The organism is Gluconobacter sp. P1C6_b, assembly GCF_018811945.1.
Taxonomy (GTDB): domain Bacteria; phylum Pseudomonadota; class Alphaproteobacteria; order Acetobacterales; family Acetobacteraceae; genus Gluconobacter.
The window spans coordinates 15,775-34,253 of the sequence record NZ_JACRVU010000009.1; the positions used below are offsets into that span (position 1 = coordinate 15,775).

General features: G+C 62.0%; 16 protein-coding genes. 9 read left to right on the forward strand and 7 right to left on the reverse strand.

Annotation, left to right across the window (positions count from 1 at the left end):
- Positions 1-46 precede the first annotated feature (46 nt).
- Both KP701_RS08180 and KP701_RS08185 read left to right on the forward strand, forming a co-directional pair.
- Positions 47-1,735 carry a bifunctional protein tyrosine phosphatase family protein/NAD(P)/FAD-dependent oxidoreductase gene (locus tag KP701_RS08180; protein WP_215746743.1) on the forward strand — a complete coding sequence of 563 codons (1,689 nt, stop codon included), beginning with the start codon at positions 47-49 and terminating at the stop codon, positions 1,733-1,735.
- A gap of 7 nt (positions 1,736-1,742) precedes the next feature.
- Positions 1,743-2,510: a sulfite exporter TauE/SafE family protein gene (locus tag KP701_RS08185; protein ID WP_215746744.1), complete on the forward strand. Its 768-nt coding sequence runs from the start codon at positions 1,743-1,745 to the stop codon at positions 2,508-2,510.
- A 6-nt stretch (positions 2,511-2,516) separates the two neighbouring features.
- On the opposite strand, the gene KP701_RS08190 is transcribed toward KP701_RS08185, so the two are convergent.
- Complete coding sequence (locus KP701_RS08190) at positions 2,517-2,867, reverse strand: hypothetical protein (RefSeq protein WP_153429962.1); 351 nt, start codon at positions 2,865-2,867, stop codon at positions 2,517-2,519.
- Between the two features lie 285 nt (positions 2,868-3,152).
- Between KP701_RS08190 and KP701_RS08195 the strand changes: the two genes are divergently transcribed.
- Positions 3,153-3,695: a cupin domain-containing protein gene (locus KP701_RS08195; RefSeq protein WP_215746745.1), complete on the forward strand. Its 543-nt coding sequence runs from the start codon at positions 3,153-3,155 to the stop codon at positions 3,693-3,695.
- 179 nt (positions 3,696-3,874) lie between these two features.
- Complete coding sequence (locus KP701_RS08200) at positions 3,875-4,264, forward strand: STN domain-containing protein (RefSeq protein WP_215746746.1); 390 nt, start codon at positions 3,875-3,877, stop codon at positions 4,262-4,264.
- Positions 4,265-4,279: 15 nt separating this feature from the next.
- Here KP701_RS08200 and KP701_RS08205 read toward each other — a convergent pair whose 3' ends face one another.
- From KP701_RS08205 to petA, 3 genes are read right to left on the reverse strand one after another with little or no spacing between them, the layout of a single operon-like run.
- Positions 4,280-4,972 carry a cytochrome c1 gene (locus KP701_RS08205; RefSeq protein ID WP_215746747.1) on the reverse strand — a complete coding sequence of 231 codons (693 nt, stop codon included), beginning with the start codon at positions 4,970-4,972 and terminating at the stop codon, positions 4,280-4,282.
- Positions 4,969-6,147 (reverse strand): cytochrome b N-terminal domain-containing protein, encoded by a 1,179-nt coding sequence (locus KP701_RS08210; RefSeq protein WP_215746748.1) that lies wholly within the window; start codon positions 6,145-6,147, stop codon positions 4,969-4,971. The genes KP701_RS08205 and KP701_RS08210 overlap by 4 nt, the downstream gene beginning before the upstream one ends.
- 12 nt (positions 6,148-6,159) lie before the next feature.
- The gene (petA, locus tag KP701_RS08215; RefSeq protein WP_215746749.1) at positions 6,160-6,792 is read right to left on the reverse strand and encodes a ubiquinol-cytochrome c reductase iron-sulfur subunit; all 633 of its coding nucleotides are present in this window, start codon (positions 6,790-6,792) and stop codon (positions 6,160-6,162) included.
- Between the two features lie 164 nt (positions 6,793-6,956).
- Here petA and KP701_RS08220 point away from each other — a divergent pair, with 164 nt between their 5' ends.
- Together KP701_RS08220 and KP701_RS08225 are read left to right on the forward strand one after the other, a co-directional pair.
- A complete protein-coding gene (locus KP701_RS08220; protein ID WP_252345491.1) occupies positions 6,957-7,433 on the forward strand; it encodes a cytochrome c in 477 nt (158 codons plus the stop codon).
- Between the two features lie 127 nt (positions 7,434-7,560).
- A complete protein-coding gene (locus KP701_RS08225; protein ID WP_215746750.1) occupies positions 7,561-8,214 on the forward strand; it encodes a TetR/AcrR family transcriptional regulator in 654 nt (217 codons plus the stop codon).
- Positions 8,215-8,228: 14 nt separating this feature from the next.
- Here KP701_RS08225 and KP701_RS08230 read toward each other — a convergent pair whose 3' ends face one another.
- Entirely contained in the window at positions 8,229-10,565 is a 2,337-nt protein-coding gene (locus tag KP701_RS08230) for a TonB-dependent receptor (RefSeq protein WP_215746751.1), read from the reverse strand.
- A 234-nt stretch (positions 10,566-10,799) separates the two neighbouring features.
- Between KP701_RS08230 and KP701_RS08235 the strand changes: the two genes are divergently transcribed.
- On the forward strand, positions 10,800-13,106 hold the full coding sequence (locus KP701_RS08235) for a TonB-dependent receptor (protein WP_215746752.1): 2,307 nt from the start codon (positions 10,800-10,802) through the stop codon (positions 13,104-13,106).
- Positions 13,107-13,135: 29 nt separating this feature from the next.
- Here KP701_RS08235 and KP701_RS08240 read toward each other — a convergent pair whose 3' ends face one another.
- Positions 13,136-14,872 (reverse strand): putative bifunctional diguanylate cyclase/phosphodiesterase, encoded by a 1,737-nt coding sequence (locus tag KP701_RS08240; protein WP_371818925.1) that lies wholly within the window; start codon positions 14,870-14,872, stop codon positions 13,136-13,138.
- A 271-nt stretch (positions 14,873-15,143) separates the two neighbouring features.
- Positions 15,144-15,827, reverse strand: coding sequence for a Fe2+-dependent dioxygenase (locus tag KP701_RS08245; RefSeq protein WP_215746753.1), 684 nt, complete (start codon positions 15,825-15,827; stop codon positions 15,144-15,146).
- A 319-nt stretch (positions 15,828-16,146) separates the two neighbouring features.
- On the opposite strand from KP701_RS08245, the gene KP701_RS08250 reads away from it, so the two are divergent.
- Both KP701_RS08250 and KP701_RS08255 read left to right on the forward strand, forming a co-directional pair.
- Positions 16,147-17,316 carry a TolC family protein gene (locus tag KP701_RS08250; RefSeq protein WP_371818931.1) on the forward strand — a complete coding sequence of 390 codons (1,170 nt, stop codon included), beginning with the start codon at positions 16,147-16,149 and terminating at the stop codon, positions 17,314-17,316.
- Positions 17,313-18,476, forward strand: coding sequence for an efflux RND transporter periplasmic adaptor subunit (locus KP701_RS08255; RefSeq protein ID WP_215746754.1), 1,164 nt, complete (start codon positions 17,313-17,315; stop codon positions 18,474-18,476). The genes KP701_RS08250 and KP701_RS08255 overlap by 4 nt, the downstream gene beginning before the upstream one ends.
- Positions 18,477-18,479: the final 3 nt, after the last annotated feature.

Genomic DNA, 18,479 nt, shown 5'->3' on the forward strand with positions numbered 1-18,479 from the left:
CGCCTGTACCTTATTTCCCGAGATTTTAGCCGTTTCTGGAGTTCCCATGCCAACCCGTTATCTGACCGACAGCTACGCCGTTTCCCCCCAGATTACCGTGCAGGATATTGTGGATCTGAAGGCAGAGGGTTTTCGCACGATCCTGTGTTTCCGTCCTGACGGGGAAGCCCCGGACCAGCCGGAAATGCCGGTGATTGAAGAAGCGGCCAAAGAGGCCGGGCTGGCATTCGCCGCCATTCCCGTGAAGGCGGGGACGGTGCCGGATGAGGCGCAGGTGGCGCAGACACGGACGGCTCTGGCCACGCTTCCGGCGCCGGTTGTCGGTTATTGCCGGTCAGGCGCGCGGGCGGCGCAGATCTGGGCTCTGGCGGAAGCGGGCAAGCGTCCGGCGACTGAGATCATTGCTGCGGCGGGCAAGGCCGGGGTGGATGTTAGCGGTCTGCGGGGGCGGATCGAGAGTGTTGCGGCACCGTCCGCAGCGCCGCGCAAGGGAGCGGCACATTTTCAGGTGCTGATTATTGGCGGTGGCGCGGGGGGGCTGTCGGTTGCGGGCAGTCTGCTCAAGCGCAACAGCCATCTGTCCATCGGCGTGGTCGAGCCGTCGAATGAGCATTTCTACCAGCCGGGCTGGACGCTTGTGGGCGGGGGGGTCTTTCAGGCGGCCCAGACGCGCCGCAAGGAAGCGGATGTCATGCCCAGGGATGTCGTCTGGGTGCGGCAGGCGGCGAAGCTGTTCCGGCCGGATGTGCGGGAAGTGGTTCTGGGGGACGGGTCTGTTGTCTCCTATGATGCGCTGATCGTGGCGACGGGCATCACGCTGAACTGGAATGCCATTCCGGGGCTGGCGGAGACGCTGGGCAAGAACGGCGTGACGTCGAACTACCGCTTCGATCTGGCGCCCTATACCTGGCAGCTCGTGCAGCAACTCAAGAGCGGTACGGCGATCTTCACGCAGCCGCCCATGCCGATCAAATGCGCCGGTGCGCCGCAGAAGGCCGTGTATCTGTCCTGTGATGCCTGGAAGCGCCGGGGTGTGCTGGACAGCATTTCGGTTGAGTTCGACACCGCAACGCCGGGGCTGTTTGGCGTGAAGGAGTTCGTGCCGCCGCTGATGGAATACATCAAGCGCTATCACGTCGGGCTGCACACCGGGTCAAAGTTGGTGGAAGTGGATGGTCCGAACCGGACCGCCGTGTTCGAGCGCAAGGTCGGGGACGGTGTGGAGCGGGTCGAGCGCAAGTTCGATATGCTGCATGTGGTGCCGCCGCAGAGTGCGCCGCAGGTGATCCGCGAGAGTGCGCTGGCAGGTTCGGATGGGTTCGTTGAGGTCAATCCGGCGACGTTGCAGCATGTGCGTTTCCCGGATGTGTTCGCCATTGGTGACGTGATCGGGACGTCTTCGGCCAAGACGGCTGCCGCGGTCCGCGTGCAGGCGCCCGTGGTGGCGACCAATGTGCTGGCCTTCCTGAAGCATCAGGCTCCGGTTTCGGAATATGAAGGTTATGGCGCCTGTCCTCTGACGGTGGAGAACGGGCGGATCGTGCTGGCCGAGTTCCGTTATGGCGGGAAGCTGGCGCCGACACTGCCGAAATGGCTGCTCAACGGGCAGAAGCCGACGCGTCTGGCCTGGTGGCTCAAGAAATATGTCATGCCGCTAATGTACTGGGACGGCATGCTCAAGGGGCGCGAGCTCATGGTTGCGCCCAAGCCGTTGAACGCGAAGAAGGACGGCTGAACCGGTTGTGCAGATTGCGCTTGAACTGGCCTGCGGTGTCCTGATCGGGTTCACGCTGGGGCTGATCGGGGGCGGGGGGTCCATCCTTGCCGTTCCCCTGATGGTCTATGTGGTGGGGGTGAAGAACCCCCATGTCGCGATCGGGACGAGCGCGATGGCCGTGGCGGTCAATGCGCTGACCGGGCTGGTCAGCCATGCCCGGGCGGGGACGGTCAAATGGAAATGCGCTGCCATTTTCGCGCCCTGCGGTGTGGTGGGGGCGCTCATCGGGGCAGCGTTCGGCAAGGCCGTGAACGGGCAGAAGCTGCTGCTCTGTTTTGCGCTGCTGATGGTCGTGGTGGGCGTGCTCATGCTGCGGGGACGGCGCAACAAGAGTGAGGCGGGGGCGGCATGCAATCGCCAGAACATGCCGCGCGTCATGATGGCCGGGGCCGGGACGGGTGTTCTGTCCGGGTTTTTCGGGATCGGGGGCGGGTTCCTGATCGTGCCCGCGCTGATTGCCTGCACGCGGATGCCCATTCTCAATGCTGTGGGGACATCTCTTGTGGCCGTGGCGGCGCTGGGGGCGAGTACGGCGTTGAGTTACATGCTTTCGGGCTATGTGGACTGGGTGATGGGGGCGCTGTTTGTAGCGGGGGGAATTGTTGGCAGTTTTCTCGGAACCCGGGCGGCGAAGCGTCTGTCGGGTTCCGGCGCGGCGCTGACGACGTTCTTTGCGTGCGTCATCTTCACGGTTGCGGCCTATATGATCTGGAAGAGCCTTTCGGCCCTGTAACAGCGGTCAGTCGAGGCCGAAATTCGGGAAGATGGTGAAGCAGACCATCGAGAAATAGAACATCACCGCCAGAAGGATGTGACACATATAGAGCGGCGCGATCATGGCGCCGCGCCTGCGGAAGAAGGCCATCAGCACACCGAAGGCCGCGATGGCCACGGCAAGCGCCACATTCAGCATGAGCCGGCTGTCGCCGTTGCTGATGGCGATGACCAGAAAGATCGAGCCTACAATGGCCGAGCCGACATGCACGGGCGTGAGGAAGCTGAAGGGGCGCTTGTACCGGGCCGCGAAAATGGCGAGCCAGACGCCCATGATCACCGTGAGAGTGAAACACCCCGTCGAAGCGTACAGCATCTGTAATCCACCCTGTTCCTGATGTCTTTGCGCAGACTCTCGGAGCCGTAACCGGAATATTCGGAAGTCTCCGCGCTTTTCAGGTCTTGCAAAGCACGTCGCTCCGACTGCGTGTTTACTCCAGAACGGCCTTTCGGGCCAGACGTTCCCGGATGCAGGCCGCTTTCTCCCCTGAGCGGCGCAGAAAAATTGTACCACCCCCCGGTATTATGATTTTCAAGGTTTCCTTTCTGTTTCGATATGACATACTGGTGACACGCATGAGGTTGGGGAGGATACAAAGGGATGGATCTGGGAGCACGCCTGCGATTTGTGCGGACGGCACGGAACCTGTCCCAGCGAGAACTGGCCAAGCGGACAGGGGTGACCAATTCCACGATCTCCCTCATCGAATCAGGTGACATGAATCCGTCTGTTGGAACGCTCAAGCGTATTCTGGACGGGATCCCCGTGACGCTCGGGGAGTTTTTCAGCATAGCTCCTGAAGGTGGAGAAAAGATCTTCTACCGGGAGGGCGAACTGATGACGTTCGAGCAGGGTGGTGTGACCTTTCGCCAGGTCGGGGCCCCCCTGTTTGGCCGAAGCCTTCAGATCCTGCGTGAGACCTATGCATCCGGGGCGGATACCGGGGCCACGGTCTATGCCCATGAAGGCGAAGAAGGTGGGTTTGTCCTGCACGGGCAGGTGGAAATCACGGTGGGAGACAGGCGCGAGATCCTGGGCCCGGGTGATGCCTATCATTTCGACAGCCGTCAGCCGCATCGTTTCCGCTGCCTGAGTTCCGAGGGTTGCGAGATCATCAGCGCCTGTACGCCGCCGACGTTCTAGGATTTCCGTCCCGGACTTTCAGAAGCTCCGCGTTCAAAAGAACGGGAGGGGTGTGCTTTCCCACAGGTTGCGGCGTTGTGTTGTGGGATTATGCCTGTCTGTATTGTGGTCCACAGGGCGGGCATGCCCTGCGGAGAGCCACGGACATGCCAGATTGTCCGCACCCAGAAAGAGATGACATGTTTCGTGTGGTCGCCACTTCTTTGCGCAGGGGGCTTGGTGTGGGGGTCTGTGTCCTGTTGCTGAGCGGTCCGGTCGTGGCAGAGAGCGTGACGCGGACACGGGACATCTGCCCGGTTCAGCGTACGATGCTTCAGATCGAAACGAAGACGCTTGCCGAGGCTGTGACGGAACTGTCCCGCAAGACGAAATGCCCCATACTGATGGATGAAGGGCTTCTGCGAGGCGGTAACAGCATTGCCGTTGCCGGCGTCTATACGCCGCGTGAGGCGCTGATCCGGCTTCTGGGTAATGCCGAGCTGGACGTGATCGAGACGGTTCAGGGGCTGGCCGTCATGCCGCTGACCTATCGGGCCGCGCATCGCATGGACCATGCTGAGCGGATGTAGTTCAGGAAGGCGTGGTCAGCGGCGTCCTTTCCAGATTCGGCGCTGCAGCAGGAAGGTCAGGAGCGCCATCAGAGCGAGATAGGCGAGAACATAGATGCCGATCCGTCTGCGTTCGGCCTGATGGGGATGGGCGACCCAGTCGAGAAAGGCCGAGACGTCGCCAGCCATCTGTGCGGGGGTGGCCTGGGTGCCGTCGGGATAGGTGAGCATGCCGTCCTGAAGGGGCGGGGGCATGCCGATATGTTTCCATTTCAGGGCGGTGTTGTAATAGCGCCCTTCGTCGAGTTTCACGCCCGCAGGGGCGGGAGCATAAGAGAGCAGGATCTGCCGGATTTCCCCGGCACCGCCGGGCAGCGTCAGGGCCAGGCGGGAGAGATCGGGCGGCAGCAGTCCGTGATTGGCGAGCCGTCCTACAGCCTCGTTGGGGTAGGGCGACAGGATAGGATCGGTGGCTGTGGCGGGACGGGTTTTTGGATCACCGTTATCGTCCGTGCCGTTGGGAAGCTGCTGATCGGCGGCCCATTTTCGGATCTCATCCGTCGAGAGGCCGAGGCTGCTCATGTCGCCGTAATCGACATGTTCCAGGCCGTGGCAGGCGCTGCAGACCTGCTGGAAGACCATCAGGCCGCGCTGGGCCGGGGTGCTGGCTGCGGCGGGCAGGACGGTCAGGCTGGTGGCGAGGAGGAAGTTCCGGGGCCAGTGCGTCATGACGACATCTCCCGTTCGGAGGCGAGTGGCATGACGAGCAGGAAATGGATGAACCACCAGGCCATCGCCACGCGGCTGGCGAGAAGCCATGCCGGTGTCGGCGCGTGCATCCCCGCAATGCCGAGCAGGATGAAGGCCGCGAAGGCGAGGGGCAGCGACAGGCGCACCATTGGTCGCCGTGTTGCGGGGCGGACGGCCGAGCGGTCCAGCCAGGGCAGCACGAACAGGACGGCGAGGCTCCCCGAGGCGAGGAGAAGCCCGCCGAGGCGTGAGGGCACAGCGCGGAGGATTGCGTAGAAGGGGGCGAAATACCATTCCGGCCGGATGTCGCGTGGTGTAACGAGCGGGTTGGCCTGAACGTAGTTGTCGGCCAGCGTGAGAAGATCGGGCAGGAAAAAGACCAGCCCGGCATAGACCATCAGGAACAGGCAGAGCGCGAAGCCGTCGCGGCTGGTGTAATAGGGGTGGAATGGCAGGGTCTGGCTCGGGCTGACAGGGTCAATGCCCGAAGGATTGTTCGATTTCACGACATGCAGCGCCGCGACATGCAGGGCAATGGCGGCGAGGATCGCGAAAGCCATCGTGAAATGCAGAACGAAAAGGCGGTGCAGCGCCACGTTCCCAAGCGTATCGCCGCCCAGCAGGAGTTCGGACAGCGGCTGCCCGATCAGGGGAATGGCATGGACGGCATTCAGGATCACCGTGGCCCCCCAGTAGGACATCTGTCCCCAGGGCAGAACATAACCGGCAAAGGCCGTCACCATCACCATCAGCATCAGGCCAAGGCCTGTCAGCCAGAGCAGTTCGCGCGGGGCCTTGTAGGAGCCGTACCACAGGCTGCGCCCGATATGGATGTAGAGGCAGGCGAACAGCATCGTCACGCCGCCCATGTGCAGGCTGCGAATGAACCAGCCCGAGGGGATCTGCCGGTCTATGGCCTCGACGCTGGCGAAAGCCTGCGTGATGTCGGGCGTGTAGTTGATCGCGAGGAACAGGCCGCTGGCGACCATGAAAACCATCGTGACGATCAGGAACGCGCCAAAGCTCCACAACGCATTGAGGTTGCGGGGCATCGGGAAAGCGACATATTCGCGGCGCAGCAGGCTCATGACCGGCAAGCGACGTTCGAACCAGCCGCGCGGATCTGTGTCGGGGGTTTTCAGGGGCGAAGTCATGCGGGTCGGTCTTCAGATCTGCTGGATGTCGGACATGCTGAAGCCCGGATCACCCGCGCTGTGGCCGATGCGAAGTTTCGTGTCGGAAAGGAACGTCACGGGCGGGACTGGCAGATTGCAGGGCGCGGGTGCGCGGCGTGCGACACGGCCGGCCGCGTCGAAATGTGATCCGTGGCAGGGACAGAAATATCCCCCCTTCGCTTCTGGCGTGGAGCCGGGTTTTTCGAAAGAGGGCACACAGCCAAGATGGGTGCAGACCCCGATGAGCACGCCATATTCCGGGCGGACTGAACGGTGCCAGTTCGTCGCGTCCTTTGGCTGCTGAAGGACTTTCGAATCCGCGTCCCGCAGGGTGGCCAGATGGTCCGGAGCCTGAAGCGCAGCCAGCATCTCAGGCGTGCGGTGCTGGATGAAAACAGGCCAGTCCCGCCAGCGCAGGGTCATGTCCTGCCCGGGTGTCAGGGAGGACAGATCGACGTGCAGCAGCCGGTCGGACAGGGGAGTTGCTGCCGGGTTTTTCAGGCTCTCGACAAAGGGTACAGCCAGGGCGCAGGCCCCCGCACAGCCGAGCACCACGGTCCCGGTGGCCAGCAGATCCCGCCGTCTGGTGCCATCCGAAGAAGGGGGCGTCTCGCTCTGGGTCATGCGGAACCTCTGCCGGCTGCGCCGGCTGCCCGGCAGGAAAGATGACAGCAGGATAGGCGTCTTTGCGCTTTCGAGAAAGGCGGCGTGCGGTAGCTTTCGGGGCGTTTGGGAGCTAGTGTTTTCCGAAGTGATGTAACGACACAAGCTGCGGAAGGGCCCCGGACATGACAACGAAAACCCGTTTCAGGATCATGCCTGCGGCTCTTCTGTGTCTGATGCCGCTCATGGTGTCCCAGGCCATAGCGGCGGATGGAGCGACGCTGTATCGGGGAAAATGCGCGATGTGTCACGGACCTGCGGGCGCGGGGCGTCCGGGGGCTTTCCCCCCGCTTGCGGGACGGGTCGGGCAGATTGCGGGCAATCCGGACGGAAAAGCGTATCTGGCGGCGGTTCTGGTGAACGGGCTGCATGGTCCGATCACGGTGGACGGACAGTCCTACAAGGGATTCATGCCCTCATTCCGGGCGCTGTCGGATGAGGATATTGCAGCCGTCCTGGCCTATGTGGGCACCGTGGGTAACAGCGCGGCGCCTGCCGGGATGTCCGCCCAGGATGTGGCCTCCGTCAGGGCTGCGCCAATGGATGCGGCCGCGCTTCAGGCGAAACGGGCTGCCCTTCAGACGGCTCATGTGATCCCCTGAGGAAAAACGGACATATTTTGTTACCAAACAAACGTAAATGCGTCTTGTAACGGCGGGTCCATATCTGACTAGCTGCGTTCATTCCAAGTGATGCCAGCCGGTGAAATGGCCAGAGAGGGGAACGACCATGTCACAGACCATAGTGCCGCATACTTTACCGCTAAAGAATGTTCACGTTCCCGCTCGGGACCGGACAGCGACCCGGGCACCGGGGCGGCCGGTCAATCTGAGGCTCAAGGATAATATCCTTGCGGCGATCGCGCAGGTGCTCGTGGAAGAAGGCTATCAGGGCCTCACCATCAGTCGCGTCGCCAAGGCCGCCGGAGTGTCGACCGCGACGGTCTATCGGCGCTGGCCGACGAAACAGGCCATGTTCTTTGATGCGATGCGTCTGTGGCGTGACGATCTGACCCCGCAGATCGATACAGGCAGCTTCGCCGGTGACGTGGATGAGCTTATCGCGGCACGCATCCGGTTTCTGGTCACCCCTCTGGGCCGCACTTACGGAACCCTGCTGGGTGAAGCCGTGCATGACCCGGAATTCGGTCAGGTCCTGTGGGAAGTGAGCGTGGTACCGGCGCGTGCGCAGATGACGCTTTTCCTTGAGCGTGCCAGCAGGCGTGGCGAGAAGGTTTTCTGTCAGAATCCCGACACGGTCCTGGACATGCTGCTCAGCACCATCCATTTCCGCGCCATGAATCTTCTGGGGCGCGAGCCCATGGATGCCGACAGGACCCTTAAGGAAATCCGGTCTCTGGCGCGCAGCCTGATTGTTGGCTGAGCGCTATAGGGGCCTCAGAAGCCGTACGACACGCGGCCGCCAATGAAACGGGGCGGTCCGGGGATGTAGAAATAGGTTGTTGTCGCCATGCCGCCGCTTTCGAAAAAGCTGCGGTTGAGCAGGTTCGAGGCGTAGACCGTGGCTTCCCACTTCCCTGATGAGGGACGCAGGGTCGCATGGGCGCCGAGCAGGAAATAGGGCGGCAGGCGATAGAACCCCGTGCCGCCGACCGCGATGGCCTGACTGCCGCGATAGGACCAGTCCGGCCCGATATCGAAGCCCAGTCCCGGTGTCAGCGCCTGTCGCCATTCGGCCTGACCGTTGAGGGTTAGCTTGGGCTGGCCGTTATCCACACCCGCGAAATTGCTGTTCACCGCCTGCCAGACGCCTGTCTTGGCGTAGGCGGCATTGGTTGCGGCGCGGTTGACGTTCAGGAAGTCCTGATAGTTGCCGCGCTGCCAGCCGATATTCTGCGTCACGAAGACATGGCGTACCGGGTGTAGTTCGATCGTGCCCTCGAAGCCCCAGCTTTCGGATTTGGGGACGTTCGTGATCTCGCTCAGCGGTCCGTAATTCGGGATCAGCACCGTGCCCACGACCTGCTGGTTATGGAAGTCGTTGTAAAAGGCGGCACCGTTCAGGCGCAGGACATTGGGGATCGGGTCGCTCTTGAAGCCGAGTTCGTAGGTCAGCACGGTCTCCGGACCGAACGGGTCAAGCTGGGCCTGGATCTGGGTGTTGTTGGCGCTGAAGCCGCCGGGTTTGAAGCCCTTGCTCATCTTGTAATAGACGAGCGTGCTCTTTGTCGCCTGCCATGACACGCCAACCTGTCCGGCGAACTGGGCCGAGGCCGTGCTCTCGCCGTGGAAGGCCGTGGTCTTGCCGCCGAAGATTTCCGAAGTAAGACCGGGCAGGCTGCGGTCGTCGATTTCGTGCAGCAGACCGGCGAACAGCGTCACGTTATGCGGCAGGCGATAGCTGATATGGCCGAATTCGGACGTGCTCTCCTGATTCATGGAGAAGGACGTGGCCATCATGTAACCGCGGGCCGCATAGTCGGTATAGTCGAAGAAGAAGCGCTGTTTCATGCGGCTGCGCTGGTAGAATGCACCGACCACCCATTGCAGGCGGCTGTCGGGATTGCTGGAGCCCAGACGCAGTTCCTGCGTGAAGGCATTGGCGCTGATGGTGCGGTAGGTGTCCGCTTCGGAACGGGAGGTGCCGTCCTGATCGGTGTATTCACCCTGCCGTTCGGTCTCGAAGGCGGAGACGGAGGTGAGTTTCGCGAACCCGAAATCATGATCGATATGCAGGTCCCAGCCCCAGAACTGGTTGTGCTCGCTGGGTTTGAGGCTTTCCGGACGTCCGATCAGGTTGGCGAATTGCGGACGGACAGACCATTCGGCCTGCGTCTGGCCGAGCTGGGGCAGGCCGCTCGTGCCGATCAGGCGGTGGATGGCCTGGCTTGTGACGACCTGGCTGTTGTCCTGTACGAAATGGCCGGAGAGCAGGATCGTGGTGCGATTGTCATCCGAATGCCAGCGCAGCTTGCCGCGCAGGGCGTAGGAATCCGCGTCTCCGAGATGGGCGCCGTTCTGCGGATCGGTCTGCCAGCCACCACCCTGTCGGATCTGCCCGGCCAGCCGGAAATCCAGCCCTTTGGCGATCGGGCCTGAAATATACGCTTCGCTCCGGCTGCGGGCGTAGGAAGCGATGTCCTGACTGGCGCCGTAATGCAGGGTGCTGGTCGGGTCGGCGGTGCGGAAGCGGACTTCGCCGCCGGTGTCGGATTGTCCGTGTGTGGTGCCGACCGGGCCGGGGGTGACGGTGGCGTCCGCCAGATCGAACATCAGGCCGCTCGACATGGTCGATAACGCGAAGGGCACGTCATCGAAATAGGTCATGACGGTCGGGATGTTGTTCATGGTGAAGTCGTTGAAGCCGACTCCCCGCAGATAGAAATTGGTGGAGGCCGTGCCGTTGATGGACTGGATCGTCAGGTTGGGCGCCACGCGCTCCAGATCGCGCAGGGTGACGACGCCGCGCTGGGTCAGGCGGTCGGCGGTCAGGCGCGTGTCTGCGTCCGGGCTGTGCTGTGCTGCGGCAAAGGCGAAGTCTGTCCGGCGGGCAGTGACGGCAATCGTTTCGGTGTCACGGGCCTGGATGGACTGGGGGGCGACCTTGTGGGGTACAGGCTTTGCGGCTGAATGATGGGCGCTGGCGTGAGGGGACGCTTCGGCCTTGCCAGCCAGAGGCTTCGCCTTTTCCGGCGAGGCTGCCAGGGCGAGGGACGGGCCAAGGAAGCTGGCACTGAGGCTGGCGCTCAGGAGAAGGGCCTTGCGAAGCGTCATGGAAAGGGCGGTTCTCCTGAAGAGGGGACGTTCCGAAGGGGCAGCCTGCCTGAAAAAGGACAGCAAAGCCCGAAAAATAACCGTGCTTATATTGTACTCATGCAACAGAGCAAACGCTCGATGCACAATGGCGCACAGAGGCGCAGATTTTGCTTGAACTGTTATGATATAACATAATAAGCATTCCGCTCTGACAATCTTTCGTCTCTGCCGTATCCCCTGTCCGGAGGCTTCATGCCGTCTATCGTGTCTGCCCGTTCCTTTCTTCTGCTTCTGGGCTGCACTACCGCCCTTGCCGATTCCGCGTTCGCCCAGTCGGTGACCCCGTCGGTAACGTCTTCCCAGGCTGCTGCGCCCACCGCTGAAACCCAGACGGACGATGAGTCCACGGCCGCCCGCGCCAGCTTCGGTCATGCTGACGACCAGCATGGTACGACAACGACGGAGAGCAGTCGCACGGGCGCGGATGACATTACCGTCAACGCCCATCTCGAGCGCGCCCGCGCTGCCCTTCAGCCGTCCACGGGTGCGACGACCTATAATTTCTCGCGGCAGGCCATCGAGACGAATCCCGGCGGCGACAATGCGGGTCTGAACACGCTGCTGCTGCAGGCCCCGGGTGTGGCTCAGGACAGCTACGGGCAGATCCACGTTCGTGGCGATCATAATGAGGTGCAGTTCCGTCTCGACGGCGTGGCACTTCCGGAAGGCATGAGCGTGTTCGGACAGACGCTCATGACGCGCTTTGCCCATTCCATGTCTCTGACGACCGGCGCGCTGCCCAGTGAGTACGGCTTCCTGCAGGCTGGTGTGATCGATATCAACACCAAGAACGGCTATTCCGATGCCGGCGGTGACGTTTCGATCTATGGTGGCGCACGCGACTATTTCTTCCCGTCCGCGCAGTTTGGCGGCCATCATGGCAAGTGGGACTGGTTTGCGACGGGTGATTTCGTTCACAACCGTGTCGGCATCGAAAACACCACGCCGAGCTTCAACGCGATCCACGATCTGACGAACCAGTACCACTTCCTGGGTCATGCCCGTTACACGGTGGATGAGAACACGCGGATCAGCCTGACCGCCGGTGTGTCCAACGCCGAGTACCAGCTTCCCAACAACCCGGGACAGCAGCGCCAGTTCGCCAATCCGTCCTTTACCAGTAGTGATCTGTCGCAGAAGCTCTATGGCAATGGCGACAGTTCGAGCCTGACCGAGCATCAGAAGGAAATTACGGATTTCGGCATCCTGTCCCTGCAGAAGGACATGGGCAAGCTGAGCTTCCAGACGTCCGCCGTGCTGCGTTACAGCTCGCTGCGGTATTCGCCTGATCCGCTGGGCGATCTGATCTATAACGGTATTGCCCAGCGTGCGGCGCGTTCGGTTTTTTCGACGGGAACGCAGTCCGACGCCACCTGGCAGGCTGCCAGAGATCATACGGTCCGCTTCGGCTATCAGATCTATGTGGAGCGGAACGTTTCCAAGTCGGATTCAACTGTTTACCCGCAGAGTGGTGAGGATGCTGATGGTAACGCGGTCTATTCCGACAATCCGCTCACCATCCATGACGGCACGGGCCGGACGGGCTGGATGTATGGCCTCTATGCGCAGGACGAGTGGCGCCCGCTGAAGAACCTGACGATCAATTACGGTCTGCGGTTTGACGGTGTGGATGAATATACCCACGCCAAGCAGGTCAGCCCGCGCCTGAACATCGTTTACAAGCCCTGGCACGGTGGCACGTTCCATGCAGGATATTCGCGTTACTTCACGCCGCCGCCGTTCGAACTCGTTGGCGGTACGTCGCTCAACAAATTTGCCAATACGTCAGCGGCTCCGGGGACGTTCCTGAACAGCAATGTGAAGGCCGAGCGCGACCATTACTTCGACGCAGGCTTCGCACAGACGATCCTGCCGGGCTGGCATGCGTCGTTTGACGCCTATGTGAAGCTCGCCAAGAACATGATCGATGAAGGGCAGTTCGGCTCCCCGGTCATCCTGTCGGCATTCAACTACCGTCGCGGGCAGGTCAATGGCTATGAGTTCGCCACTGATTACACCCGGGGCGCCTTTAGTGTGTACGGCAATTTCTCCTGGTCGCGCGCCATCGGCAAGGATATCGTCACGGCCCAGTGGAACTTCGATCCGGATGATCTGGCCTATACCGCCAAGCACTGGATCCATCTCGACCATGACCAGCGCTGGACGGCGTCTGCCGGAGCAAGCTACTCGTTCTTCCACAGAACCGGCCACCCGCTGCGCCTGTCCGCCACGATGGTCTATGGCAGCGGTCTACGGGCCGATGGTGCAACGCCGAACGGGGATTCCGTGCCTCAGTACGCCACGTTCAACCTGTCGCTGGTCCAGTCCTTCAAGGATCTGTTCCAGGTGCCGTTCCTCAAGCGCACCCAGCTGCGTCTGGATGTGACCAACCTGTTCGATCGGACCTATCTGCTGCGTGACGGTAGTGGCATCGGTGTGGGGGCGCCGCAGTATGGTCTGCGCCGGACGATCCTTACCGGTATTGACCAGCGTTTCTGACGCTGGTGCCTGACGGGTCGAATGATCCGTCAGGCTGGTTTTGCTGCCGGGGGCAGAAGCGCTTGGTAGCGGATCTTTTCAAGGGCCGCCGGGATGTCCATGAGCGGCACGGCTTCGCACAGAAAATCTCCCTGCACGAAATCGCATTCCATCTCCAGAAGCGTGCGGACCTGTGTGGCGTTGCCGATCCCCTCGGCCACGACCTTGCGCCCGAGGCTGTGGACGATGTCGATCACGCCCCTGATGATCGCGGCATCTGTTCCATGGCGTTCCAGACCGGCCACGAAAGCCCGGTTGATCTTTACCGCATCGAACGTGATGGTCTTGAGATGCGTCAGGGACGCAAATCCCGTCCCGAAATCATCGAGGGAAATCTGGATGCCTTTCCGGTGTAGGGTGTCGAGTTCCTGCTCGATCTGCCCGTGGTGTGGGCGCGAGAAGATGTTCTCGGTGATTTCGAGGGCCAGGGAGGTGAGCGGGATATTCATTTCCTCGGCGAGGAGAGCGATTTTCCAGAAGAAATCGCTACCTTCGAAATCGCAGGACGTGATGTTGATGGCGATACGTTCGAAGCGGATGTTCTGCTCGCGAAGCTTGCGCATGTCCTGCATGACCTGCCGCGTGACGAAGGTGTTCAGGGTCAGGGTCAGTCTGGGGTCTTCAAAGACTTCGGGGAAATGCTGCGGCGAGAGGATGGGGTGCTGCGGATGGTCCCAGTGTAGCAGAGCCTCGAAGGAAATATTGCCGGGCGTGCTCAGGGAAAAGATGGGCTGGTAAAAGACCGCAATGCTCTGGTTGCGCAGTCCGGTCTGGACACGCCTGCGCAGGCGGCCGGCATGGTCCAGTTTCTCTTCCATGACGGGATGATATTCGCGGATACGGTTCCTGCCGCTGGTCTTGGCGGCATAGAGCGCGAGATCGGCGCATTTCAGCAGGGCTTTTTCCCGCGCATCGACGAGGGGGACGCGGACATAGCCGATGCTGACAGTGCAGGCATGGGTCATGGTGCGGTTGCGGAAGCTGAAGCGCATCTGCTCGAGGATTTCGAGAAGGATCTTTTCGAACAGTGCCGGGCAGTCACCCGTCATGAGGATGGCGAATTCGTCGCCACCGATGCGGGCGATGAAGCAGTTTTCACTCTGGAAGGACTGGAGCTTCTCGGCGACTTTGCGCAGCAGTCGGTCTCCGGAATCGTGCCCTGACGTGTCGTTGACCGTCTTGAACGTGTCGATGTCGAGCAGGGCCAGACAGATATGGCCTGCCGCACTCTGGCGCAGGGTTTTACGCAGGGTATGGGAGAAGTGCAGGCGGTTGGAAATCTTGGTCAGGAAGTCCGTATTGACAGCGTGCTGGAGCTTCTGACGGCTGGATTTCAGGTGGTTTTCCGCCTGCTTGCGCGACGTGATATCAAAGCGGATGGCCACATAGCTGGTGACTTTTCCACTTTCCGAAATATGGGGAACGATCGTGGTGTCGACCCAGTAAAGGGAGCCGTCGCGCCGGCGGTTGCAGATCTCGCCGTGCCAGACATGGCCTGAGGCAATCGTCCGGTACATCTGCCGGAAGAACTTCCGGTCATGCTGGCCGGAGCGCAGCATCCGGTGATCGTTGCCAATGAGTTCGTTCCGCGTATAGCCGCTGATCTCCTCGAACCGGCTGTTGACGGAAAGAATGCGGCCACGGGTGTCGGTAATGGCGACAATAGCAGAACAGTCCAGGGCATGAAGAACGAAATCGTCGCGGGTGCCCTGAGGCCAGTTCTTCACATAATCCAGGCTTCTCCTGAAATCATCCTCTTGCTTTTCCATCACCCAGGCTGGCTCTCTCGATAGGAGATCTGAGTAATATCATAGAATAATTAAGCGTTCGTTAAAAGGATATCCTTCTGTTTTCAGGTATATTTTTGAAGGTCTGTTGCGGAGTTTTTCTTTCTTGCTGTGGGAAATGTCAGTTTTATTTTGACTGTTTCGGAGGAAGATTTTCTTAACAGAATGAGGCGCGTCCAGCTCTTTCGGAACCCTGAATGGGGGGCTTTTCTTACAGTTCGGCCCACTGGCGCAGCAGGTTGTGATAGGTCGAGGTCAGCCCGAGAACGGCGGGATGGCTGTCGGGCAGCGCCTTGCGGGTTTCGATGATGGAGCAGTCGAATTCGTAAAGCAGACGGCGCTTCGTATCATCGCGGACCATGGACTGGGACCAGAAGAACGAGGCCCAGCGGCTGCCGCGTGTGATACGGTTGACGCTGTGCAGGCTGGTCGAGGGATAGAGTACCATGTCGCCGGCGGGGAGCTTGATGCTCTGGGTGCCGTAGGTGTCCTGGATGACGAGTTCGCCGCCGTCATACTCGTCCGGTCCGGTGAGGAAGAGCGTGGAGGAGACGTCCGTGCGGATGCGCATCCCGGCACCGGGGATCGGGCGGATGGCGTTGTCCACATGGGCGTCGAAATGCATGCCGGTGTCGTAGCGGTTGAAGAGCGGCGGGTAGACGCGCAGGGGGAGGGCGGCGCTGTTGAAGGTCGGGTTGCGGCCGAGAGCGCGCAGGACGAACTCGCCGAGTTCGCGGCATTCGGGGGAGTCCTGCGGGATCTGGAGATTGAGCTTGGCCTTGGCGGACTGCTCCCCCGCGGTGACGCGCCCGTCCGTCCATTCGGCGGCTTCCAGTCTGTCACGGAAGTAGCGGACTTCTTCGGGAGAGAGGACGTTCGGGATATGGATCAGCATGGACGTCGGGCCTTGAGGGGGAGGACGGGGATGAGAAGAACGGGCTCAAAATGAGAATGACTCTTATCTCGGAGTCATAAAGCCGTTTGGGGAGGGGGGCAATTGGTGCAGGCCTCTGGCGTCATGTGCGGGAACGGCGGCAAATGTCGCATTTCCTTTCGTTGACAGGACTGGCGGGGCAGGGGATGACACGGACATGGCATTTCTTTCCCTTTTCGTTACGCGCCCGACGGGGATGTCGCGCGGGTGGCTGACCGGCGTGGCGCTCATGGTGGCCTGTATCGTCGGAGCGGGACAGAGCCGGGCGCAAGGGGGCCTCATGGCGCCGCTGTCCATTCATGATGCGATTGCGGCGGCCTGGAAAGCGGACCCCGTACGGGCTGAGCTGGAGGTCAATCAGGATTCCGCCGATGCGCGGGCGAAGGCGGCGCAGTCCTGGTTCGCGGGCGGCCCGACGCTGACGGGCGACTATTATGATGACCGCATCAGCGGGTCCAATCATGGGTACATCACCTGGCAAGGTGGGGTTTCGGTGCCGCTGTGGCTGCCGGGGCAGGGCACGGCGACCGAGAACGTGGCCAAGGCCGAGGCGAAGACGGCGACCGTTCGCCTTGATGTGGAACGGATGTCGGTTGCGGTACGGGTCGTGGATGCGACCGGGGCTGCGATCATGGCCATGCGGCGGCAGACGGCGGCGCTGGCGACTGTAGCTGCGCTAAAGCGGATCGAAGCGGATGTGCGGCGGGCCGGGCATGTCGGGGAAATCGCGGTGTCGGACCAGCAGGCCGTGGAAGCGCAGCTGGCGCAGGCCCGCAGCGAAGCGGACATGGCGGCCGAGGAAATCGAGACCACGGCGAGCCAGTTGCGGACGCTGACGGGGCTGCCGGGCGTGCCGGACATCACGCAGGCGGACGAGCACTGGCTGGCGCTGACGCGGGCCAATGATGCGCGCTGGGTCGAGGATGTGGACCCGCGGGTGCGGGCGACGCATCAGGCCGTGATTGCGGCGCAGAACCAGATGAAGCTGGCGCGCAAGAGCTTCATGCCCAATCCGGAAATCGGCGTCGATGCGATTGATCAGGGGCAGTATCAGAGCCCCTGGGATACGCAGGTGGGGGTCAATCTGCGGGTGCCGCTGCCGAGCGCGGTGACGAATACGCCGCAGGAATCTGCCGCACGCGACCGGATGGCGGCCGCCACGCGGCAGGAAGTCGAGGCGCGGCGGGCCGTGCGCAACGAGATGGCGCAGGTGCGGGCACATCTGGTCGCGGCGACAGGATCGCTGTCGAATTCGCGGGTCGAGGCGAGTTCCATGTTGCGCCGGGCGGACGGGATGGAGCGGTCCTGGCGGGTGGGTGAGACGCCGCTGATCGAGGCGTTGCGCGCACGGATGGATGCGTACCGGGCGCTGCTGGATCTGAACCGTGCGGAGATCGCCTGGCATGCGGCGATCATCCGGATGGGTATTGCGACGGGGACCATTCCATGAGCCGGTTTGTGCGTTTTCTGGTCTGTGGGGTGGCACTGTGCGTACTTGGGCACGCGAGTGCGGCGGACGGGCCGGGCTGGATGCAGCCGCTGACGCTCGGGGCCGAAGCGCGGGAGGGCGAGCATCTCCAGACCGCGACGGTGCGGCAGGGAACGCTGCATGACACGGTGTCAGCGCTGGCGCGGGTGAGCGCGGATCTGTCGCGGACGGTCGTGATCCGCACGAGCGGGGACGGGAAAGTCACGGCTGTGCGTGTCACGCCGGGGCAGAACGTGGTGCCCGGGCAGGCGCTCATCGATTACACGGATCACTCGTTGCATATCCTGCATCTTCAGATGGAGCAGGATCAGGCGGCTCTGGCGTCTGCGAAAGCAACGTTGGGGGAAGCCGAGCTGGCGTATCGGCGTGGGCAGTCGCTTGTGGGTAGCACGGTGTCCGTCGGAGAAGTCCGACGGCGCCAGGCGGCCGTGCAACAGGCGCGCAGCACGGTCGTGGCACGGGAAGCGGATATCGGGGTGATCCAGCATCGTCTGACGGAAGAGTTCACTTCCGTGACGGAAAAGATCGTGCAGGATGAGGCGTCCACGCTGATTTCGCCGGTGCGGGGCGTGGTGCAGTCCATTCAGACCTCCGTGGCGTCGGATGTGACGCCGGGGCAGCCTGTGGCGACGATTGTGGATCTGTCGGGCGTGTGGATTGTTGCGGATCTGCGGCCGGATGAGGTGTCGCGGTTGGTGCCCGGTGGCGTTGTGACGGTGCGGCCTTCGGGGAACGCGCGGGCCGAGCCGTTCCGGGCGAAAATAACGACGATTGATGGCGTGGCCGATCCGGTGACGGGGCTGGTGCGGGTGGTGTGTGTCGTGGACAGGCCGGTGGCGTTCCTGCGGCCGGGGATCATGCTGGATGCAGCTCTTGAGACCAGTGAGGCCGTGGACGGCATGATTGTGCCATCGAGCGCGCTGCAGACGATCGAAGGGCACGATCTCGTCTATGTGCAGACGGCCGAGGGCCAGTATGCGCCGCGCGAAGTCCGGGTGCGGCTGGCGACGGATGAAAGTGTCGTTGTGCAGGGCAATCTGAAGGCGGGGGACCGTGTGGTGACGGAAGGCAGTTTTGCTCTGAAATCCATGTCGCTTGTCAGCGGGCTGGATACGGACTGACCG